This window comes from Shewanella sp. GutDb-MelDb (assembly GCF_002836075.1).
Taxonomy (GTDB): domain Bacteria; phylum Pseudomonadota; class Gammaproteobacteria; order Enterobacterales; family Shewanellaceae; genus Shewanella.
Genome location: NZ_PJBM01000236.1, coordinates 1 through 21999, shown reverse-complemented (window position 1 = coordinate 21999; position 21999 = coordinate 1). Strand labels below are relative to the sequence as shown.

At 43.0% G+C, this 21999-nt stretch carries 18 protein-coding genes; 12 read left to right on the top strand and 6 right to left on the bottom strand.

The genetic code is table 11. The features are described 5' to 3' along the window. Positions 1–1058: 1058 nt before the first annotated feature. The 3 genes from CXF82_RS14795 to cydX are packed head-to-tail and all read left to right on the top strand — an operon-like array spanning position 1059 to position 3903. Positions 1059–2615, top strand: coding sequence for a cytochrome ubiquinol oxidase subunit I (locus CXF82_RS14795; protein WP_101093336.1), 1557 nt, complete (start codon positions 1059–1061; stop codon positions 2613–2615). A gap of 15 nt (positions 2616–2630) precedes the next feature. Continuing rightward, positions 2631–3770: a cytochrome d ubiquinol oxidase subunit II gene (gene cydB / locus CXF82_RS14790; protein ID WP_101093334.1), complete on the top strand. Its 1140-nt coding sequence runs from the start codon at positions 2631–2633 to the stop codon at positions 3768–3770. A gap of 16 nt (positions 3771–3786) precedes the next feature. After that, a complete protein-coding gene (gene cydX / locus CXF82_RS14785) occupies positions 3787–3903 on the top strand; it encodes a cytochrome bd-I oxidase subunit CydX (protein WP_101093332.1) in 117 nt (38 codons plus the stop codon). Between the two features lie 581 nt (positions 3904–4484). Here the strand turns inward: cydX and CXF82_RS14780 are convergent. From CXF82_RS14780 to CXF82_RS14765, 4 genes are all read right to left on the bottom strand, one after another. Next, the gene (locus CXF82_RS14780; protein WP_101093330.1) at positions 4485–5057 is read right to left on the bottom strand and encodes a hypothetical protein; all 573 of its coding nucleotides are present in this window, start codon (positions 5055–5057) and stop codon (positions 4485–4487) included. Between the two features lie 185 nt (positions 5058–5242). Beyond that, the gene (locus tag CXF82_RS14775; protein ID WP_101093328.1) at positions 5243–7246 is read right to left on the bottom strand and encodes a methyl-accepting chemotaxis protein; all 2004 of its coding nucleotides are present in this window, start codon (positions 7244–7246) and stop codon (positions 5243–5245) included. A 282-nt stretch (positions 7247–7528) separates the two neighbouring features. After that, positions 7529–10618 (bottom strand): efflux RND transporter permease subunit, encoded by a 3090-nt coding sequence (locus CXF82_RS14770; RefSeq protein WP_102044455.1) that lies wholly within the window; start codon positions 10616–10618, stop codon positions 7529–7531. Positions 10619–10623: 5 nt separating this feature from the next. Then, positions 10624–11736 carry an efflux RND transporter periplasmic adaptor subunit gene (locus tag CXF82_RS14765; protein ID WP_101093324.1) on the bottom strand — a complete coding sequence of 371 codons (1113 nt, stop codon included), beginning with the start codon at positions 11734–11736 and terminating at the stop codon, positions 10624–10626. Positions 11737–11898: 162 nt separating this feature from the next. Between CXF82_RS14765 and CXF82_RS14760 the strand changes: the two genes are divergently transcribed. Both CXF82_RS14760 and CXF82_RS14755 read left to right on the top strand, forming a co-directional pair. After that, on the top strand, positions 11899–12513 hold the full coding sequence (locus CXF82_RS14760) for a TetR/AcrR family transcriptional regulator (RefSeq protein WP_101093381.1): 615 nt from the start codon (positions 11899–11901) through the stop codon (positions 12511–12513). 166 nt (positions 12514–12679) lie between these two features. Then, entirely contained in the window at positions 12680–13564 is an 885-nt protein-coding gene (locus CXF82_RS14755) for a DUF6268 family outer membrane beta-barrel protein (protein ID WP_102044454.1), read from the top strand. A gap of 15 nt (positions 13565–13579) precedes the next feature. Here the strand turns inward: CXF82_RS14755 and CXF82_RS14750 are convergent, their stop codons facing one another. Then, on the bottom strand, positions 13580–14137 hold the full coding sequence (locus CXF82_RS14750; protein WP_101093320.1) for a chalcone isomerase family protein: 558 nt from the start codon (positions 14135–14137) through the stop codon (positions 13580–13582). Positions 14138–14165: 28 nt separating this feature from the next. Next, the gene (locus CXF82_RS14745; protein WP_102038951.1) at positions 14166–14645 is read right to left on the bottom strand and encodes a DUF2947 domain-containing protein; all 480 of its coding nucleotides are present in this window, start codon (positions 14643–14645) and stop codon (positions 14166–14168) included. A gap of 68 nt (positions 14646–14713) precedes the next feature. Here CXF82_RS14745 and CXF82_RS22350 point away from each other — a divergent pair, with 68 nt between their 5' ends. From CXF82_RS22350 to CXF82_RS14715, 7 genes are all read left to right on the top strand, one after another. Continuing rightward, the gene (locus CXF82_RS22350) at positions 14714–14884 is read left to right on the top strand and encodes a hypothetical protein (protein WP_157822942.1); all 171 of its coding nucleotides are present in this window, start codon (positions 14714–14716) and stop codon (positions 14882–14884) included. A gap of 230 nt (positions 14885–15114) precedes the next feature. Next, positions 15115–16185, top strand: coding sequence for a hypothetical protein (locus CXF82_RS14740; RefSeq protein WP_102044453.1), 1071 nt, complete (start codon positions 15115–15117; stop codon positions 16183–16185). After that, positions 16185–18782 carry a hypothetical protein gene (locus tag CXF82_RS14735; protein ID WP_102044452.1) on the top strand — a complete coding sequence of 866 codons (2598 nt, stop codon included), beginning with the start codon at positions 16185–16187 and terminating at the stop codon, positions 18780–18782. The genes CXF82_RS14740 and CXF82_RS14735 overlap by 1 nt, the downstream gene beginning before the upstream one ends. After that, complete coding sequence (locus CXF82_RS14730; protein ID WP_101093312.1) at positions 18779–18964, top strand: hypothetical protein; 186 nt, start codon at positions 18779–18781, stop codon at positions 18962–18964. Before CXF82_RS14735 ends, CXF82_RS14730 begins: the two co-directional genes overlap by 4 nt. Positions 18965–18966: 2 nt before the next feature. Beyond that, the gene (locus CXF82_RS14725; protein ID WP_101093310.1) at positions 18967–19269 is read left to right on the top strand and encodes a hypothetical protein; all 303 of its coding nucleotides are present in this window, start codon (positions 18967–18969) and stop codon (positions 19267–19269) included. A gap of 817 nt (positions 19270–20086) precedes the next feature. Continuing rightward, complete coding sequence (locus CXF82_RS14720; RefSeq protein WP_101093308.1) at positions 20087–20905, top strand: HNH endonuclease signature motif containing protein; 819 nt, start codon at positions 20087–20089, stop codon at positions 20903–20905. Between the two features lie 711 nt (positions 20906–21616). Beyond that, on the top strand, positions 21617–21999 hold a 383-nt coding region (locus tag CXF82_RS14715; RefSeq protein WP_374702373.1), incomplete at its 3' end, for a Tar ligand binding domain-containing protein.

Here is a 21999-nt window from a genome sequence, read left to right as displayed (position 1 = left end):
GTTTTACCCTTATTGGGCGATGTCGAATGACTAAGTACAGTTATAGCAGGTTAGCGAGAAAAGCTAATGGAAAGGAGAACTTATAGAAAACGTGAATTTTGAATATTAAAAAGCCACTCTTATTGCTAAGAGTGGCCGCTTTGCGCTAACAAAACTTCAAGATTAATCTTGCAAAGAAAACTTAAATTAACGCTCTCTTGATGTATAAAGCTCAACGAAAACACGCTGATAACGGCTAACTAGACGCTCAAAAAATGTATTCATAATGGTATCTCCACGCTTGATTGATGATATAAGCGGAGAAAAGTCTTTCCGGGCAACTTCACCGGGTTAACTAGACCGTCTCCTTAACTTGGTGCTCATTCTATGCGAAATTATTTTTTTCATCAAACGAGAAAAATTATAGGTTGAGATTAGTAAAACTAATCATCTTTGTGTTGTGCTTTATAAATACCGATCACGTTATTATTTGTAAATCGTTGCTTTTATGGTGTTTGTATGTATTTTTGTATTTAGAGTCATTATTTTAGCGATAGTAATATTGTTGCTATAATTGATGTTATTTATGTTTCATCTATTTATGTGGATAAATGTATTGCTAGCGGAATAAATTACTTGTTTACATCTGCTTATCGCGAGCCCTATCACGGGTTGAATCTTCTGTCAATGATGGGTTGGGTGGAACTGTGTGCTCTAGCCCAAAACCCATTGAAAGCGAATGCATTGATTGATTTGAATCAATTCTGAATGGTATAAATCTCCTGCAGATAAACTTATTTTGTATTGCAAGTGACTGATATTAACTAATTTGTTGGTTTTATGCTCACAGGTTTGAGATGTCGGTCACATTAGCTGTTGATACTGTGATGGTAAGCTATCGCTTGATAGTGTTTTGCGCTTTAAATTACAACATTTATGAATTAAACAAACAGACGCAGTCAAGTGGGCTTTTTATAACGATAGCCTAGTTTACTGCATTAATATTCCTGTATAGGCAGTTACTGTTGTTGATGGGGATTTAACAATAGTAATTGGACGTACTACCTAAGGAGTCACAAATGATTTTAGAAGAGGTTGTTGAGCTGTCGCGCTTTCAGTTTGCGATGACGGTCATGTATCACTTCCTATTTGTTCCCTTGACCTTGGGGTTAGCATTTCTGCTAGCCATTATGGAATCACTTTATGTGATGACCAGTAAGCAAATCTATAAAGATATGACCAAGTTCTGGGGTAAGTTATTCGGTATTAACTTCGCGCTCGGTGTAGCAACCGGTTTAGCAATGGAGTTCCAGTTCGGTACGAACTGGTCATACTACTCACATTATGTAGGCGACATTTTTGGCGCGCCACTCGCGATTGAAGGCTTAATGGCCTTTTTCCTCGAGTCGACCTTGGTCGGCATGTTCTTCTTCGGTTGGGACCGATTTAGCAAACGTCAACATCTTGCCATTACCTGGTTAGTCGCTCTAGGCTCTAACATGTCGGCGCTTTGGATCTTGGTGGCTAACGGTTGGATGCAAAACCCTGTGGGTAGCGAGTTCAACTACGAAACCATGCGTATGGAGATGACTAGCTGGGGAGAAGTGTTATTTAACCCCGTTGCACAGGTGAAGTTTGTTCACACTGTAGCATCAGGCTATGTTGCCGGTGCAATGTTCGTTTTGGCAATTAGTGCCTTTTATATCCTAAAGAAACGTGACCTGCCATTTGCTCGTCGCTCTTTTGCTATCGCAGCAAGCTTTGGTATGGCGTCTATTTTGTCAGTGATCGTACTGGGTGATGAGTCTGGCTATAAAGTCGGTGAAGCACAGCGCGTTAAACTCGCCGCTATTGAAGCTGAATGGCACACAGAGCCTGCTCCAGCAGCATTTACAGTGGTAGGTTTCCCTAATCAGGAAACACAGCATACTGATTATGCGATTAAAATCCCGTACGCAATGGGGATTATTGCCACTCGTTCACTAGACGAGCAAGTGACTGGTATTAAAGATTTAATTGCTGATCACGAAGTGCGTATTCGCAACGGTATGGTGGCATATGGCCTACTTGAGCAACTTCGAACAGGCAATGAAACCGCTGAAATTAGAGATGCATTTGAAGCGTCGAAAGGCGATTTAGGCTATGGCTTCCTGCTGAAACGTTATACCGACAAGGTTATTGACGCGACTGATGAGCAAATTAAAGCGGCTGCCAATGACTCTATTCCAAATGTAGCCCCTATATTCTGGTCTTTCCGTGTCATGGTGGGTGCTGGTGTTCTGATGTTGTTCGTATTTGCTGCAGCATTTTGGCAGAGTACGCGTCATCAGATTGAAGAGAAAAAGTGGGTACTTAGAGCGGCGCTTTATAGCCTACCGCTACCTTGGATCGCCATTGAATGTGGTTGGTTTGTGGCTGAATATGGTCGTCAACCTTGGACAATATCCGAAGTGTTACCGACCTTTATGTCAGCTTCAAACTTGTCGGTCAACGATCTGTTGTTCAGTATCATCTCAATAACCATCTTCTATTCAATCTTGTTAGTGATTGAGCTTTTTCTAATGATTAAGTTTATCCGTCAAGGTCCAAGTTGTTTGAAGACGGGTCGTTATCACTTTGAAAAGCTAGATGCTTAAACTGGAGATCTGATTATGTTTGACTATGAAATGTTAAGATTTATCTGGTGGGCACTTGTCGGCGTGCTGCTCATCGGTTTTGCTGTCACTGATGGCTTTGATATGGGCGTGGGTGCATTACTACCGATTATCGGTAAGGATGACACTGAACGTCGTATCATGATTAACTCTATCGCCCCGCATTGGGACGGTAACCAAGTTTGGTTAATCACTGGTGCAGGCGCATTGTTTGCGGCATGGCCTACTGTCTATGCGGTTTCTTTCTCAGGTTTTTATATTGCAATGATGCTGGTTCTATTTGCATTGTTCCTAAGACCTGTCGGTTTTGATTACCGTTCGAAGATTGAAGATCCAAGATGGCGTAAGTCATGGGATTGGGCATTGTTCGTTGGTGGCTTTGTACCGCCACTGATCATCGGTGTTGCGTTTGGTAACTTGCTTCAAGGTGTTCCGTTTAGTTTTGACGAATACCTACGTGCAACTTATCACGGTGGCTTTTTCGGTCTATTGAATCCGTTCGGCATCCTTGCTGGCTTAGTGTGTGTGAGCATGTTTATGCTACAAGGCTCTACTTGGCTACAGATGAAGACTGAAGGCGAGCTACGTGTACGTGCGACCAAAACATCGCAGGTGTTATCCGTACTGTTATTCGTGTTTTTCGGCGCAGCAGGCGTATGGTTGGTAAACGGTATTGACGGTTACGTTATTACTTCTGTTATCGACACTTACGGTGTATCTGATCCAACGCTTAAGACCGTAGCAGTTGAAGCGGGCGCTTGGATGGTTAACTACGATAAGTACCCTGTCACTATGCTATTCCCTGTATTGGGTCTACTAATGCCAATCTTAGTGTTGCTATCAAGCCGCATGAACCGCTCAGGTTTTGCGTTCTTCTTCAGCTCACTTGGTATCGCAGCGGTTATTTTAACCTGTGGCGCAGCAATGTTCCCATTCGTGATGCCATCATCACTAGAGCCGAATGTGAGCTTGACCATGTGGGATGCAACGGCGAGTGAAGTGTCACTAACAGTAATGACATGGGCTGCAATCATCTTTGTACCGATTGTATTAAGCTACACCACTTGGACTTATTTGAAGATGTTTGGTCGTTTATCACGCGACTTCATCGAAAAAAATAAGACCTCACTCTACTAAATAAGGAGCTTAGACTATGTGGTATTTTGCTTGGATTTTAGGTGTGTTGCTAGCCTGCTCCTTCGGTATTATCAACGCTCTTTGGCTTGAAAATACTGAAAATATGGATCGAGATATTGAGACTGAAGATTAATTTCTGATAAGTTGAATGGTCCTGAAAAGTCTCGCATTAGCGTGAAACTGACCCGTTAAAAATAGGTCAGTTGACAGTTAAAACGATACAATGAAAATGGCCTCATCTTTCGATGAGGCCATTTTTTTATGCTTTGATTACTGATTACTGATTACTGATTACTGATTACTGATTACTGATTACTGATTACTGATTACTGATTACTGATTACTGCATTATTCACTATGTTTAACGCTTTATCTTAATTTCAAAAACAGCCTTTGGATAGATTGAAAAAGCGCGATTTGATACCAAACCAATAAGACGAGTAACTGGAGGTGTAAACTTCCGACTGAGTGGAGTCGCATCGTTAATTTAGCCACCGAGTTAGAGGTTGATATTATGGCCTGGTTACTATGTAGGTGTTATCGGTTTGGATGTTATAAGTCTGGGGATTATTGCTATGGCAGTAATAGGGGATGGTTTAAGCATAATGATAATGGCTGATATGGTGGTGAGGATTATGTAAGTGCACTTCTACAGCTGCACAGTAGGGGGTCTAAAAGGTATTATCCAGGGACTGTAGCCTAACTAGATAGCGATTACAGTTCGGCACGATAGATAAATAATGCAGTGTCAGTGACCATTTCAGCTACCGGTGTTTTATTAAATTTTTCAGTCTGCTGATCGACGATCAAATACTTTTGATTGCCGATTTTGTCTAATAATGTAACGCTATGACAGTTTTTAGACGTCCGTAAGTCGCAATTTTTAATCCAAGGTTCAGTGGTGAAGTAACTTACAGAGAGCGATATCTCGTTAGTCATTTCATCTTTTACATGGAGTACTTTTATTTCTGCTATTCCGTCAATGGTTCCATCTGTCATTAGATGGTTAACCGCTCGTTGATACTCTTGTTTATAGGTCTTACTATTGATGCTTAAAAATAAGTAAGACTCAAAACCAAATGCTTCAAGTTGGGTACCCAGACTAGTGGCAAATGTTTTGCTTACATCAAACATAAAATCATTAGCGGCGGGGCTTCCAATATAAGTGGTATTGAGCCCTTCACCGGCAATAATCAATAATTTTTTGCCTTCAACTGGATTGGTCTGTGGACTCGCACAACCTGCCATAATCACGATAAAAGATACTATCAATAAGTGACGAAACATACTTTTCTCTTGATGAACTGCGCGCAAATAGTGTTGAACAATATGGCGTAATAATGGATGGGCGTTTGCAGCTCATTATACCTGCTTAAAGTCTTATTAACCTTTAAACAAATAAATGAAGCAACAGTTGTCTGTTGCTTCATTTACCTTACCAATTTTTACATTAGCGCTTTTAGTTATAAATATTAAGCCTTAAAAATACTGATTTTCTGCTTAATATCATTGGCGATAAGAGTGAGGTTTTCTGCGGAATCTACGGTATCACCCGAACGTTGTTCTCCATCTCTAGCTAGTTCGGTAATTTGGTGGAGGTTACGGGTTATCTCCTCCGCGACAGCGCTTTGTTGCTCAGTGGCGCTGGCTATACTGCTCGACGCAACCGCTAGCTCACCAATACTTTCAGTAATTTTAATGAGTAGGTCAGTTGCTTCTTTGCCTTGAATAGCAGAGCGATCGCCCAGTTCATTACTCTGAGTCATTTGAGTCGCAGTCGCTTTGACTTGAGTTTGAAGTTGGGTAATTGTATGCGAGATCTCTGATGTCGACGTTTGCGTGCGCTGGGCTAAGGTACGCACCTCATCTGCAACAACTGCAAACCCGCGGCCTTGATCACCCGCTCTAGCGGCTTCAATGGCGGCATTAAGCGCGAGTAGATTAGTTTGCTCTGCAATACTATTAATTACTTCAGTGACTTGGCTAATCGCGAGGCTTTCTTTACTGACAAGTTCAACACTTTCATGACTGGTCGCCAGTTGTTCGCTGAGGTTTTGTAAACCGATGAGCAGCTGATTTAGGTGCGCGGTACCATCTTGCGCTGCACAATCAACTTGCTGGCTCATGAGCGCGCCTTCGCTAGCATGGTTGGCCACGTCACGCACCGAGGCTGACATCTCTTCAATTGCGGTGGCAATTTGGTCTGTTTGCGCCATTAAGCCTTGAGACTCTTCACCATTAAGCCTTGCCGTTTCTTGAGTTTGCATTGCATGTTCTTGCAGAGAGGTCACTGATTGCTGTAGCGAAATGATCAGTTCTCTAAGGTTGGTTGCCATCCTTGAGGCGCTTTGAGTGATTTTGTCGACTTCATTGTTTGAATTACTGTCGGTGATTGCAAAGCTTTGTGACAGGTCGCCTTTACCTAAATTGTCGAGTTGTACTTCAAGTTGTTGCAGTGGTTTAAGTGCTCTAAGCAAAATCAACGACAGTAGTAAGGTGATGATAATTAAGCCTGCGGTGGAAACAATCAAATTGACGGTGAGCAACTTACCACTCTCTTCATTGAGCTCTTTCATCGGCACTTGGCCGACAAGAGCCCAGTTCCAACCCGGTATGTTGAGTGTATATGCATAGGATTTTGCCCCATCATTGTTGATGAACTCCCATGAACCTTGATCCGTCAAGGCTTGCTCTACAGTGATACCATTAAGCACACTCTTGTTTGCTTCTGCACCAATTTCATGGCCTGGTTGGGCTACAATCGTTTGATCTGATTTACGAATAATGAGAAAGCTGCCGGTTTCTTCAAGGCGAAGATTGTTGGTTGCGCTACGCAGCTGTGCTAACGAGTCGCTGATATTAAAACCGATATAGAGAATACCAATGACAGCCCCGGCTTTATTTTTAATCGGACGGTAAACCGTCATATAGTCTTTACCGAATAGGCGTGCATAGCCCTCATAGGTTTGGCCTTGCAGTAAGATACTGTAACCGGGATGATTTTTTCCAAGATAAGTACCTAAAGCACGTTTTCCATTAGCTTTTTTTAGCGATGTTGCTATGCGCATAAAATCATCACCGTCTCTCACAAATACGGTTGCGTTGCCGCCCGTTAGCTTGGAGTAGCGATCGACTTTACTTTTAGAGGAGTTGATTTGCTCGCGTTCATGTACCAGTGCAGGTGTGTCTATGCTTAATACTCGCACAGTTCTATCAGGCTTATGGAAGTTGCCAGGGTACATGGCTCTAAAGACATCTGCATTACGTTGGGCGAGTGATAACAAACTGTCGTATTGAAGCTCAATAAGATCGGCGGTGCCGTTCATTTGAGCCTGCATTGCAGTTTCTGCTTTTTCGGTTAATACATTAGAGGCGGAAATATAGGAGGTACTGCCTAACGCACCGAAAATAATAAGCGTAAGAATAAAAGTGACCAATCCAATTTGTTTGGCCACTGGCCATTTTTTATAATTCATGACGGTTTTAGTTATCTGTAGGATGTTGCGGTTAATCTAATAGAAATTAAGGATAAGTTATTTGATGTAGGTCTATAACTTAAGCCGTTTTAACTAAAATGCTAAAAAAATGAGACCTTAATGTGGTTAATCTGTTGGCCGACCATAGGGTAAGTGTTTGCTAAAGTTTAAAATTAGGTGAAAGGCGTATCATTTGCCCCGACGAACAGGACAAATGATAGCGTTTTTAACTCTATGATTACACGTTAAGGACCGCTGTTTAGCACCATAGCGACAAAAGCCTTAACTCTTTGCATTGGCCATTAGCGGCAGCGGCGAGTCGGTTTGAGTTGACTTTTTAGGCCGCATAATTAAGTGATACATGGTAGGGACCCACACTAAAGAGAGCAGGGTCGTTAGCAGTGTGCCTCCTGCAATAGCAATGGCAAAGGGGGGCCAGAACCCGCCGCCAGCAATAATCAAAGGTAAGAATCCACCGATAGTGGTAATAGTGGTTGAACCTATGTGGCGTCCGCAGCTGCTGACAAGGTCAACGATGACTTGAATGTTGCCATCGCGGGTCGCAGGCACCTCTTCTAGCTCTGCTAAAATGACGATGGCGGCGTTAATCGCCAGTCCCATTAAGCCGAGTAATCCAATAATAACGGTAAATCCAAACGGATAACCGAAGGTATAAACCGCGAGTAATCCAAGTCCTGCTGATTGCATAGCACTGAATAATATAATGCCGGTTAACCTAAATGAGTTAAATGACAGGACCACTGTGGCAAATAGCAAGGTTACCACTAACACCAAGTTGGACATTAGATTGCCGACAGCTTCATTGCGCTTTGCGCTTTCACCACCAACCTCAATTTTGTAACCGCTGGGGAGAGGAATCGCATCGAGCTTTGCTTTGACGCGGTTGAGCACCTCTTGCGGTAATACTCCACTGGTGATGTAAGCTTCAATGGTATTGACGCGCTGACCATCGCGACGTGGGATAGCCCCGCGGCTCACCTCTATTTTACTGGTCGATATTGCCGATAACGGAATACCATTAGCATTGCTTGATATCAGCATTAATCCCGACAGTTTTGTTTGCTCTTCACGAGTGCTGTCGTACAAGCGCACTCTAATAGGCAGTGACTCTGTTTGTTCTAAGATACTGCCGCCGTTAATGCCAGTGGTTGCCATTTCAACCTGTTTGGCGATATCTGTTAACGACAAGCCACTCATTAAACTAGCATCTTCATTGACCTGCAGCCATATCTTGGGCGCACCAGCACTTAAGGTGGCACGAGTATGGATAACGTCAGGGGTATCACTGAGTACCTTTCTTACCTGTTCGCCCAGCAGTTTGAGCTGATCTAAGTTAGGGCCAAATATTCTTAGCTCGACGGGCGCATTAAAAGGCGGGCCTTGTTCTAACTTTCTGACAATCACTTGAGCTTGTGGAAAGGCTAAGTCGAGTGATTTTTGTAACTCAGGAATAAGTCGGTTAGCGGTATCAAAGTCACTGACCTTAACCATCGCCTGTGCATAGTTATTCGCGCCTTGCTGCCTTTGTAATAGGTTGTAGTAAAAAGAGGGAGCATTACCACCGACAACCCAATCAATACGGGTTATTCCTTGAGTTTTTCGCAGTTCCTTATCCATTTTTTCAACTTGGATACGGGTATTATCAACGCTCACGTGAGGTGCTAGATAGACCTCTATTTGAAACATATCTCTGTCTGATGGTGGAAAAAACTGTTCGGTCATTTTGCCGGCGGCAATAAAGCCCATCACGGGTAATACGCCAATGACCACGGCTGACAATAAAGGACGAGACAAGGCAAAAGACAAGCTGCGTTTAAAGGCATTGCTCATCATAGGTAGCTTTATACCATGATGATACCAATGGGTGCCTTTACCATCGACACCAAATCGACCCGCAAGTCCGGCGATAATGGTGTGCGAGATAATAAATGAACCGAGCAGGGCAAACATCACTGAGATAGCAATGCCGCCAACAAATTCTCCTGCAGCACCCGGCATCAACACAATAGGCGCAAACGCCAACATGGTGGTAATTGTTGAACCAGCCAAGGGTAGCCACAAATGTTGCAAGGTCTCTGTCACCGCTTGGATCTTGCCTTTACCTTGCTGTCTGCGTTGAGAAATCGCGTCCACAATCACAATGGCGTTATCGACCATGATACCTAACGCGACTACTAACCCCGTGACGGACATTTGGTGAATAGGCAAGCCGATGTATTTCATACACGCTAGTGTAAATAAGGCGGTTAATGGCAGTGATAAGGACACAATCACGGCGTTTCTTATTCCGAGTGTGAGCATTAGCACGGCAAGAATAATGACAAAGCCGAGCAACAGGCTACCGACTAATCCGCTTAATCTGTCTGTGGTGTAATGCTCTTGGTCAAACAGCCATTCGATTTCGATATTGGCAGGGATCCCGGCTTGCATCTCATCAACCACAACACGTACTTTTTCAAGCCAAAGATCAACGCGGGTATTGTTAAGCATGCGAGCTGCAACCATGACTCCTTGCTGCTGCTCAACCAATGCAATACTGGTGGCGGGCATCTTAGGTTGTCGAGTGATCTTGGCCAGATCGCCTAAGCGAATGATCTGTCCATCGCTGGTCACTTTTAACGGGACTTGGCGTATACGTGCAATCGAATCCAGTTCACCAGAGACTTCAACCAGCGCTCTAAAATCATCATTATTAATTTCACCCGCAGAGACTTTTGCGTCAGCATTTTGCAGGATCTGGGCTATTGTCTTTGATGTTAACTGCAGTTGATTGACTTTATGGCCATCAAGTTGCACTAAGATCTCTTCAGTTGGTTGGCCATAAAGTTTGACAAAATTAGTGCCATTTAGCAGTCGCAGTCGACTCTGCAGCTCTTTTGCATAGCGGTTGAGCATGTCGGTACGCACTTCGCCGCCACCGCGCCAAGCAATGCCTAAAATGGCGGTGTTGGCGTAACCCACTTTGTCATCTAAGATGGTATTTTGCGCCGAAGCTGGGAGTAATCCAGAGGCGTCGGCAATCATATCTCTGGCGCGAGACCAAACAGGAGCCGTTTCTAAAACGTTGTCTTTGAGCTCAAGCTGAATAACCGAAATGCCAGGGCGAGACGTTGACTGCACCAGCTTTAGCTCTTCTAAACGTCTTAATTCACTTTCGAGTACTTCAGTCACAAGGGCTTCAACGCGCTCGGCGGATGCCCCTGGGTAGTGGGTGATAACCGATGAAAAACGATTGGTAATATCGGGGTCTTCCATGCGTGGAAGGCTTGAAATAGCCCCTAAACCAGCGACCAGTAATAAGGCAATGACTAAGCTAATTAAGCGGCCATTTTCAACTAATGCTTTAACCATCGTTATTACCTCGTTGCCAAGTTAGTTTGGCGAGTCACTATTTGGCCTGCAACCAACTTATGTAAGCCTTGGTCGACATAGGCTTCATTAGCTTTAACCGCGCCATTGATGAAGGCTTTGTCTTTTAAGGTGTAGATGATTTCAACATCTCGACGCTCAATGCGGAAACGTTGTTCACTGTCTTGGGTTAGCACATAGATATTCCACAGACCGCGGATACCATCGGTAAGCGCAGATATTGGCACCCAATAGCCAGCCGAATCAATCGCATGTTGGTAAGTGAGGTAACTCAGCTCGCCATTAATAACGTCGGCATCAGAGGGCAGGGTCACTCTTAGTTCGACGGTGCGTGTCACGGGATCTAATTGTGCGCCGATACCCGCAATATTGGCTTGGTAGTCTTTGTCTCTAACGCGTAAGTTCACCGTTTGACCTGTGGTTAAGGTACTAGACACCTCTACTGGCACGCCGATATAAGCTTGCACATTATTGTCTTGGATTAAGGTAAACACTGGGCTACCTAGGGCGATAACTTCGCCCAGATTACGGCTTCGTTTACTAATGGTGCCATTGAACGGGGCGAGTAGATCTGACTTTTCAATTTTAAGCTGATTAGCCTGAATTGAGGCATTAAAACGACTTTTAGCGGCCAGTAAACTGTTGAGTTGACCTTTTAACTCATCTAGCTGCTGCTCTGAAACATAACCTTGCTTTTTAAGCTCAAGACTACGATTTAATGTTGCTGTAGCAAGATCAACATCGGCTTTATTTTGCGCTAAACTCGCTACTAGTTCATTTTTTTCAGCCTGTAAAAGTCGAGTATCGAGTCGGGCTAAGAGCTGACCTTCGACAACGCTCTCACCACTGTCGACGGTGAGTGCATTAATTTTACCGGCTAACTCAAAACCGACACCAGTGGTGTTACCGGCGCGGATGGTGCCTGAAAACTCTTGGGAGTAGGGGTACGATGACTCTGCAATTAACTCACTGCTGCTGACGGATTGATAGTTGGGTAACTCGGGGGCTTCGATGGGTGCATCTTGGCATGCAGAAAGAAAACTTACGGCAACTAAGCTTGTAAGCAGCATACGGCGAGTCACAGCCCTTTTAATATTCATTTTATAAAATCCGTTTGAGTTAAGTTAATGGTTAACACAATGTATGAAAAACGTTAAACTAGACTGCACAGTCTATTTCTAAAGAACTAGACTGTCTAGTCTAGTTCGTGATTAAATAGTTAATTGAACTATTTCAGCCCCCTAGAAAGAGCGTAAATGCCAATGGATGCACCTGTGATGAGTCGTAGCGAGCAAAAAAGAGAGCAAATATTACTGGCTGCAAAAGAACTTTTTTGCGGCCAAGGTTTCCCGCATACCAGTATGGATGAGGTTGCTAAGCTGGCAGGGGTTTCAAAACAAACGGTGTACTCACACTTTGGCTGTAAAGATGATCTGTTTGTCGCTTCAATAGAATCTAAATGCCTTATTCATGGTGTAAACCAAGAAATGCTGTCTGATCCATCGACTCCAGAAGACAATTTAGCCTTGTTTGCCAAGCACTTCGCTGAGGTTATCACCAGTGCTGAAGCGATAACGGTGTTTAAAGCCTGCGTATCGCAAGCCGACACTCATCCAGAAATTTCTAAATTATTTTACAGTGCGGGGCCAGAAAATATACTGCGCATATTGAGTGACTACTTTATTAACGTCACCAAAGTAGGGACTTATAAGTTCGATAATCCACATCACTGCGCGGTCAGATTTTGCTTAATGACGTTTGGTGAAATGAGAATGAAGCTAGAACTCGGCTTAGATGTCTCAGATCTTGTAGAAGACAGAGTGGAATATATCAGCGGCAGTGTAAGCATGTTTTTAAATGCCTATCGGGCTAGGTAAGCCCAATATTTGCCTTGAGCAGTTAATAGCTGCTCTTTTTTACAAACATTAATCACCGACGGTGCCGGCCCTGATGTTACAAAGTGATCCTATTTTATTTAACAAACGTAATATACAGTCACAACTATAACGATAAGTCGTCTCCTTTTCTGCTAATGGAGTTAGCATGCACATAAAACCAATTTTCATGACCTCAATGGTCCTTTCAGCTGTGGCATTTTCCTCTTTCACTCATGCAAAACAGAGCAAACCCTATTCGCCATTGAGTGTGAGTGTGTCGCGAATAGCGACCGGAACTGCGGCCGTCGGCGAGCAAGGTAACGAATTACAACGCGACCAGTGGATGTTCGATGTTAAGACCGGAATGCGGCTCAATAAGCAGTGGTCTATCGGGGCTAAGTTAGGTTACGACAATCTCGATTATGACTGGTCTTCAACCAGTATTAGTGGTCAGCAGACATGGGACAAGATTGAGCGTTATCGTGCTAGCTTATCATTGTCGTATCGTCCCGATCAGCATTGGATGTTTATGCTGGCGCCCAAATTACAGTATGCAGCGTCCGACAATGCATCATTAAGTAATGCGCAAAGCTATGGTGCTTTTCTATCGGCAATGTACCGCTTTAGTTCAGGCAATATGATTGGCTTTGGCGTAGGTTATCTCAACGATATTGATGAAGTCAGAACGGTGCCATTTATCGCGGTCAATTGGCAAATCACCGAACAGCTTAAATTGGGTAACCCATTCTCAGCAGGATTTAGTGGACCTGCAGGTTTAGAGTTGAGTTATACCTTGAACCCTGATTGGGACTTTGGTGTTGGTACCTCTAAAAGAACTAATCGATTTTTGATTGCTAATGATGAAGAAACGGTAGAAATTGATGAGTGGGTGAGCTTTGCGCGCGTAGGCTGGAAAATAAACTCCTCCTTTAGCGTTAATGGTTATGCCGGTTACTTCTTCAATGGCGAGCTTGAACTGAACCCACAAAACAGCAAAGAAGATATTGAAAACCAAGGCGCATTGGCCTTGGATTTTACCTACAAATTTTAAGCTGGAAAATGGATATTACTGGCCCAACATGGCTTCTTTTAAGCTGTTTTGGGCCGGTTCGTCACCTAACCAGATCTTGAGTAATGCCTGACGGAATGGCTCACTGGTGATAGTCGCTTGCGCTTCACCATTTTTAAACGCCGTGACGCCAGAGGTTTTACTTGCCAGTAAAGTAAACTGATCGCCGTCGACAATCTCTGCGCTAAAGAGCTGCATAAATTGTGCTATTTGCGTTTGAATTCCCGCGGTGTTTCCATCCGTTGCATCATCGAAGCCGTCATTGATGGCTTCTTTCATCTTATCGGCAGTAATCATACCCGAGGTAATGTTTAGTCTCACAGCAACGTTGTCAGCAGCTAATACCGCTGCGGTGTTATCGAGTACGGTCGGTACATATAAGCTACCGACATAGAGGTCGATAAAAAATTTACTGCGCACACCCGCGCCATTAAGCACTAGCGGCTGCTCGTTGAGCGTTAACGTCTTATTAAGCTCAACACCCGAGATCTCTTTAGCCTGTAAAGAGAGTGGCAGCAGTGCAGCAGCAATAACAATAGAACAGATAAACTTCATAAAAACCTCAAATAGAAAGGGACAGGGCTTAGCCACGCGTACCCAATTGATACTCGCCACTTTGTAGAAACATAATCGCTTGCTTTTGCTTCGGTGAAATAAGCAATGGACCATCGTCAAAAAACAGAAAGCATTTCCAGTTTCTAACAAATACATCCCAACGGGTTTCAATCACTTGATACTTTTCATAGCAAAAATATATCTTGGCGGCATCCTGCCAATTAATATGTTCGGCTATAGGCTCGGGTAGAGCGGGTTCTTCACTGTCCCAGGCACTTTGCCACGGCTCTGGTAATGCCCAAGCGTCTTGTTTGGCTGCCCAATCGCCTTTACCAAATTGCTCGGCGCAGCTACTTTTATTGCTTATCCATTTATTCCAAACTTCCATCGACGCCTTTTGAGAAAGTGGCTTAATTAGCGCTTTATCTTCATCGGTCACCGGCAGATCTTTATGATTAAAAATCCACTTACGTTTGTATTGTTCTAATGGAATATAGGTATCTGACACGCGACCTCTCTGTTGAATTTAATTAGCTTAAAACGCAGTGGTCAGCATTATATACGCAAGGGGCATAGATGGGGATATTTTTAATGAGTGTACTTGGTCATGGTTTGCAGTCGCGCGTGATAGGCCATTTTGATAATAACCCTAGAGCTGTCATGGTCGTTGCCGTGGCGCTACGTCACTGCCGTAAAGTGTGTTTTAAGATGACCACGTTAACAAACGCAATATCTCTTATTTTATGAAACCATTATCAGCCGCTTAGACTGTATTCCACACATTCAGCTATTTTAAAACCAAGCACTATGACAACACGTAGCAGGGGAGTTGATAAGTGTAACGACTTGAATTGGGTAAACCTATCCCTTGTAAGCGCACAATTCTAACACTTAAATGACGCATTTAATTACAACACGTTGCATTTATGTTGTAGGTGTATTATTTTGCCACCGATAATAATAAAGAAGGATTTTGTGTGTTGTTACTAAGGACTATCTCGCTATATTTTTTGCTGATTTTTTTGCTTTGGGGCTGCGCGGTAGATAAAAGACCTGATCATTATATCTCAGCTATTCCTGTCAGCCGCTCATTGGCTGCGCATGCAAGCCATCTTCCACAGCACAGTCAATTACAAAATGCGCTAAAGCAGCGAAACCTCATCATCTCAGAGACGGGTGAAATACTGCCTATTAACCAAAGTGTTTGTAATGCGGCGCTGTTTTATCGCGTCACTGACGCTACTTTTCCACAATATGTCGGTAAACATCAAGACTTACTCTCGGGGTTTTATATTGATGTTATAAGAGTTAATAACGACTGGGTAGTCGTTGATACTGACAATGATTTTACTCAGAGCCAAAGGCGGCTCACTTTACCTGCATTGGCGCTAGCGTTAACGCCAAAGCTTATGAGGCATGATGCGATCATCATTAGGCCTGAACCTGAGACAAGGCTCTCAGATCTAAAACAGTTGCTTCAATCAGCTAAAGCCCAATTTCCACAGCATTCATTGCAATTTGTGGTAGCAGAAAAGTACGTAGTGCAAGTCGAAAAGTCTGGCGTTAAAGGCGTATCAGACAGCCCAGCTCAATCTCATCCCTATCTTGCGGCAACATCGCTGACTTCAAATGCGCGTAAGCGAGTGCTCATGACCGTCGATAGTTTTGATGTCGCCGAGCCAATCGCCATCATCGTTGACACCCAGCCATTAACAGCCTGCATGCAGGCCAATAAAAGTGTGGTACTTGCACCAACACAAAAAATTATAGCGCCGCCATTGACTGTGGATGCGGTGTTACTTGCCAACGTATTGCCGTCTAATGCCGATTTTAACCGTCTCGATGAGCAACAACTGCTACTGAGTGACGGCCAATATTTAACGATTGATAACCAGCAGCAAAGTTATCCGCTGAGCAATAAAATAGACACCAATCGCTGTCGCCAGTTAACGCCCGGCGATGAGCTTTATCAATACTGCTTAGATAGACAACAAGATGGCGACACAGCCGTTACCACTCAAAAATACATCATGAAGAAACAACAATAATGAACTCAAGCAAGTTTTCAAACCATGTAAAAATAGTGCTGTTACTGTTGCTCTTTGTGGTTTATGTCTGTTTAGAGTTATCGCTAAACATCTTACTCATCGATATGTACGCCCAACCTATTCAAGCGGTCTTTGGCGAGCATAGAATCACTGCGGAGAGGTTAGAGTTATTTGGTCGAACCCTTTCTGGATTTGGCTTAGCACTGGCTGTGGCCACCTTTATACCGGCGACGTTGTTTAATCGACTTATTCGCGATGAAACAAAAAAGGTAGAAGCGGGTAAAACACTGGACCCCAAAACCGCTCAGCTTATCAATGGGGTTTTCCGCCCGTTGATACTGGTATTGGTCTGGGCCTTAATTATCCCTTGCTTGAGGATCGCGGTTGATGGCGTTGTCGATACCACGTCAAATGATAAAAAGCTCAGTGCAGTCAGAGCCATTGTTTATAAAGAAGCCTATTTAGCAGAAACGGTCGCGATTGAAGGTTTCCCCGAGTTTGATGACATTGTTAGCGACCCTAAACGCAAAGATTTAATGGTGGCATTAATTCCCTCTCTGGCTTACTTCTCAGCAGGATTCAATAAGTTGATTGAATCTAACCTCGAAAATATGGCCGACCAATTTCTACTTAATCGTCAAGAAGTGGCTTTTATCACTGAGGCCATTCCGCGTATTAGGCAGTTTGACCGTACCTATAAACAAGAGTTGGCTCGCTATCAAAAAGCCAATAAAGCGTATTTAGTGGCGCTCAAGAAAGAGAATAACTACAGCCTGATTGAGCAAGAGCGGGTGGCGTTACTGAACCAGGCAAATGACAGTATTACCAATCATTGGAAAAGCTATTCGCAAGCGCTGCTCGACGCCGATAATTACCGTAAGGATGTGGCTGAAGATGCTAATAATCCGATAAGAAAGGGCTATAGCTCAGTCAAAGATGACTATTTTAGCTCAAGCTGTAAATCAGCTTGCCGCCAACAACTTAAAGTCGACTTTGCTAAGTATCTAAGCACACTGAAATACGACACTGGAGAATCCTTTGGTGTTTACCTGACGGCGGATGATATCACCGTTGCCAAAATGCTTAAGTCAAAGTACTACCTTATGTCGATGTTCGAGCGTGGGCGAATTAAGTACATACACCGGCTGTATGGTATTCCTGAAGAGATGGAGTACGAGCAATATAATGACTCACCGCAAGCGTTAACGGTGGCGGTTGATGTCTTTAACAAGCAGGGCGTTAAGGTGGCTAACGATTGGACATTGAGTGACCAAAGAGGATTACATCAAGCCATTGAAGCCAAATATAAAGGCCGCGCCAAAGCGTTGTGGAATGAGTACCGCAAAAACGCTCGTTTTTCTGTCGCAAAACCGCGTCTAGACCGAGTTGGATTTGCCCGTTTACCGCAGGTGACTAAGTACGCTAAAAAAACACTGGGTAACTACTATTTAGCTGAATTCACCCCCAGTATTTCAGAGCGAAAATACAAGAAGCTGTGGCTCGCTAAGCAAGATAACATCTCCTTTATCAAAATGGTGACCTCTACGGCGGCCACTGCGGCTTTCTCACCTGGTGGCAGTATGTTCATGCTGGGTAAAGACGCTGTTAAGCTCGCGGTTATTCCGCCAATGAGCATAGCTGCAAGTTTATTGGCTATCTTTTTGTTATTTATCAAACTGGGTGTGTATTTGTGGTCAAAAAGCAAAAGCTATCTCACTCTAGCGATGCTTGCTGGTGCGATTGCTTTTGGGGTTCCGGTGGGCGCCTCTGTGACTGACAAAAATGCTTATCACGTTATGATGGGGAATTTTGCTGAAGCCTTCAGTACTGTTGACCCTTTCGATCGATTTTTCACTCTTGGTTTTGGTTATGTGCTGGATGTTGAAAATGGCATATTCCAAACTTATCGGGATCTTAGTGTGGTAAGGCTGGTGGGCCAAATCATCAAATATCGCCCGCCTTATCAACCGCAAGAGTCAAATCAACCGGTTGAGACAATTGCGCTTGAACATGAGCAATATTTTTTAAGAGCTTATGACGATCTTGCTTATGCGTGGTTATCATTTCTGCCTAAGCATTACGGCTTTGGTGAAGTGATAAAACCGTTCGACACCAACATTACGGTACTGAAGCAAGATATGAATGTTGGTGCTTATATTGGGGTTCGATTGGAAAATGAAAAAGTGGCAGCAGTTAATATGCCTAACTTTTTACAAAACTCTGATATTGGCTTGCTCGCAGAGCAAAAGTTTTTCTATAAACCGGATGTGGTTGGACTGGTTTCTGAGTTTGCTTCTAATTTTGACGATCCTCAATATTGGCTTCAACTAGGCCAAGGTGATGTTGGCAAAGAGTCGTTAATACAGAAGCTTGAAGTTAACATGACCGCTTATCTTAATCATCAGCCATCCACGTTATCGCTGCTGAATACACTGCATAAAAAGGGTCAAAATAATTTAATCTTACTTGAGCTTAAACGTACCAAGAAATACCGCTGCTTTGTACTTGGGGTCGTTGATGCCCAGATGATCAGTGACTCGATTAACGTTAATTTCTTCGATTATGAAGAGCTGCCTAAATGTAAGGCCGTCCTATGATAAAAAGTATTACTATTTCGATTGTTGAATGGCTGGCAGAAAACCTAGTGCTGCTGCTCTTTGTCGGTGTTTTATTTATTGTCATTCAATTTTTTAACTTACAAGAACATCAAGCAATAAGTGATGCGGCTAAGCACGCTGAGATTATAAAAATTAAACTTTCACTGATTACGGAACAATAACCATGACCACGGAAACTAAGCCTAAACGGTTCTCTTTCAAGTTTGATGTCTTTAGTCTAATGACGTTGGGAGTGGTGTTATATATGGCCTTTAGCGCGCATACGACCAACATGAAGAACGCAGAGAAGTTAAATGGATTACTGAGCAAATATGAGCAAACGCTAGATGCGGCCATTGCTAACGATAAAGTGACATTGGATCGCTACCAAAAAAACGTGAAAAAAGCAGTGCAGTCATTGTCGCCAAAAGAGCGTCAGTTGATGTTAGCCTTACTTGAAATTGAACGGAAGAAAGAAGTACTTTAAGCACTAAAGACAAGGTGTCGATGACGCCTTGTTCTTGCTAGCCGGCAAACGTGAGCGTGCACTCACGACTGTGCAACCGCTATTTGATATGCTTGAACTTCAGTTCGTCAACCAAGCAGGTGATAGTTGGTTGGTTAAAAATTAATCAAGCGATATTCAAACCAGCTGTTAAGTCTATTTATCAGCCAGAATGACTCGTGTGTCGACATGCTGCATTCACGCTATTGAGGTTAATCGCCAGCTTAACAAGCTCACTTATCAATCTGTCTCTGTTCGAAGTTCACTGCTCATATTAATGAATTTGATGTTCGCTAAGCAGCAGAATAAGTTCTTTTTGTCATTTTAAATAACTGGCAGACAGATAATACGAACCTAAAAATCTCGAGGTCAAACGACAGAAGGTGTACGTCTTTTCCGCTAGTTACCCCTTCCACATAACAGAAAAGTCGAGTTAGGTGAGTTTATGCTGGCATATTAACCGATTGAGTCGGCTTAGAGCTGTACGCATTAGGGCAAAAGTGTCACTATCGATCATCTAAGCTGAACGATTGCCCGTTAGAGCGTCATGGGTGGGTATATTTTATATTAAGATGCAAATCGCGAGTAAGCTATTGGGCCACACCCACCTGTCGATAGACAGAGCTCTTAACAATAGCCTGTATCACTGCAAGCAACTATTTCTACTTAAATGTCAGGGACTGATATTTAAGTATCTAAAGTGCTAAGTTAGTAAAGGAGATAGCACTGCTTTCAGATTAAGACTGGCAAAAGATGTTTAATCGTTTATTTATTAATAATAAAAATTACAAGGAACAATATGTTACAGCTAACTAATTCTGTTTGCGAAGCCCTTATTTGTGGTGTTTGGCGTTTAATCCCAGTGGAATCAATTCATGGGGTTAATAACGTAATGCGTAGATGTCCAGAGTGTCACGCATCTATCAAGTTAATGAAGGGAAAAGAAGGACAACGTGCGTATTTTGAGCATGAAAAAAGAAACCCTGATTGCAGCCTTGTGACGTCAAAAGGGAAAAAAACTCTGTATGTTCATGCGTCAGTTAAAGTATCGGAAAAGGATAGAGAAGATAGTGAGAAACTTGAAGATCTATTATCCCTTTGTATCGGTAATGACCAAGTGATCAACGACGGTGACATTGGTGAAGATCTTATCGATGCGTGTGATTCGCCTTTATCTGCTCTAGAAAAAAGACATGAAATAAATGCTCGCGTAGGCCAAGGTCAATTTAAAGAAGAAGTGATCAAGGTATGGGGCAGTGAAACCTGCGCATTAACACTGACGCCTGTAAAAGAGATACTGGTTGCTTCACATATTAAAGCTTGGCGCAATTGTGAAAATACCGCTGAGCATTTAGAAGGCGCAAATGGCATTTTGTTGTGTGCTCATATTGATAAGTTATTCGCTAAACATCGCATCACCTTTAAAAATGTTGGGCGTGAATTTAGATTGAAACTGGCTGATGATTTAGACAGATCACTGATGACTCAATTGGGTATCAATGAAGGCGATGCACTCGCCACTGGCAGAATGAATGCCGCAGACCTTGAAAAGTTTGAAGATTATTTATCTCAACACCAAAAGATTTTTAATCTGTTAAATGAAAATAATATTGTTTAGACCCAATAAATAGCACAACAGTTACTATAAGTTGGTCTATTTGTTGTTTTACCTACAACCGAGTTGATAAGCAGTCAAATGAATAGGCCGGTCATGATAGCGGCCTGAGTTTTTGAAGCTTGGTTATGGTTAAACCTGCTATTTTGGATGTTTGAGGATGCTCATCAAGCTTTTGTCGATGATGCCATTGCCTGAACCTAGTTCAACATACGCTGGTCTTGAAATACGCCCTTTTATCACTGTGTTAGTCACACCGTGAGGAGGGCTTTTTTGTATATGGACCGGCAGGATTGATTAACATTGAGCCTGTAGCGTTAGCTACTCCAATGAATAAAGTGTTAAAAACGACTCCTGAGGCTAACCGCTTCACTTGAATGCGTCGTGGTGATGGGTTTGTTGAACTGCACCGATACGCTTATCGATAACCGTGTAGTGGACATTATTGTAGGACTCAGTTGCTGATGAATTTCTCTGTTACGGATAATTTTGACAGTAATATCATCATCGGCACTATCAATCCCCCCCTTTCATATGTGTGATAATCATCATTATTATTAGTGACTTGATGGAGATCATGTCTTTTTAGAGCCTTTATACTTTAAACTACATCATTATGGGTATTACTCTATGTTGATACTTTTTATTTACATCAAGAATAATTATAAAAGCAATATTTTGCTGGACTGTTTTAGGTCTTAATAGGGAATTATTATGTCTGCTTTAATAGCTCAAGCGGAGAATCGCAGTATTCAAAGCTCCAACACACAAGGGACGGGTTTTATTCAGCAAGTAAGGTCGGTTCGGTTTCAGCTCAAATTAATTGTTTTTCTTACGGTTATCTCTTTTATACTCCTCGGGTATAAGGGGATCACTGGCATGCAAGATGCGGGAGATTCTATCGAGGAACTTTACACTCAGGGCATGCAGCACAGCATTAGAGCGGGTAAAGTTCTTAATGAGCTCGCAAGTGCACGCAGTGGGCTTTTGCTGGCATTTCAGCATGACCCGAGTAGTAAGTTCTCAGATATGCATAATCACCCACTTGAAAAGCACATCAAGGCAACCCAAGCCTCTATCGATCTGCTGCATCACAT

Excerpts from the sequence above, each read along its gene's own strand:
- CXF82_RS14760 (WP_101093381.1), top strand. The coding sequence starts at position 11,899 with ATGGATGCACCTGTGATGAGTCGTAGCGAGCAAAAAAGAGAGCAAATA.
- CXF82_RS14765 (WP_101093324.1), bottom strand. The coding sequence starts at position 11,736 with ATGAATATTAAAAGGGCTGTGACTCGCCGTATGCTGCTTACAAGCTTA.
- cydX (WP_101093332.1), top strand. The coding sequence starts at position 3,787 with ATGTGGTATTTTGCTTGGATTTTAGGTGTGTTGCTAGCCTGCTCCTTC.
- cydB (WP_101093334.1), top strand. The coding sequence starts at position 2,631 with ATGTTTGACTATGAAATGTTAAGATTTATCTGGTGGGCACTTGTCGGC.
- CXF82_RS14775 (WP_101093328.1), bottom strand. The coding sequence starts at position 7,246 with ATGAATTATAAAAAATGGCCAGTGGCCAAACAAATTGGATTGGTCACT.
- CXF82_RS14780 (WP_101093330.1), bottom strand. The coding sequence starts at position 5,057 with ATGTTTCGTCACTTATTGATAGTATCTTTTATCGTGATTATGGCAGGT.
- CXF82_RS14750 (WP_101093320.1), bottom strand. The coding sequence starts at position 14,137 with ATGAAGTTTATCTGTTCTATTGTTATTGCTGCTGCACTGCTGCCACTC.
- CXF82_RS14735 (WP_102044452.1), top strand. The coding sequence starts at position 16,185 with ATGAACTCAAGCAAGTTTTCAAACCATGTAAAAATAGTGCTGTTACTG.
- CXF82_RS22350 (WP_157822942.1), top strand. The coding sequence starts at position 14,714 with ATGGGGATATTTTTAATGAGTGTACTTGGTCATGGTTTGCAGTCGCGC.
- CXF82_RS14725 (WP_101093310.1), top strand. The coding sequence starts at position 18,967 with ATGACCACGGAAACTAAGCCTAAACGGTTCTCTTTCAAGTTTGATGTC.
- CXF82_RS14770 (WP_102044455.1), bottom strand. The coding sequence starts at position 10,618 with ATGGTTAAAGCATTAGTTGAAAATGGCCGCTTAATTAGCTTAGTCATT.
- CXF82_RS14795 (WP_101093336.1), top strand. The coding sequence starts at position 1,059 with ATGATTTTAGAAGAGGTTGTTGAGCTGTCGCGCTTTCAGTTTGCGATG.
- CXF82_RS14755 (WP_102044454.1), top strand. The coding sequence starts at position 12,680 with ATGCACATAAAACCAATTTTCATGACCTCAATGGTCCTTTCAGCTGTG.
- CXF82_RS14720 (WP_101093308.1), top strand. The coding sequence starts at position 20,087 with ATGTTACAGCTAACTAATTCTGTTTGCGAAGCCCTTATTTGTGGTGTT.
- CXF82_RS14730 (WP_101093312.1), top strand. The coding sequence starts at position 18,779 with ATGATAAAAAGTATTACTATTTCGATTGTTGAATGGCTGGCAGAAAAC.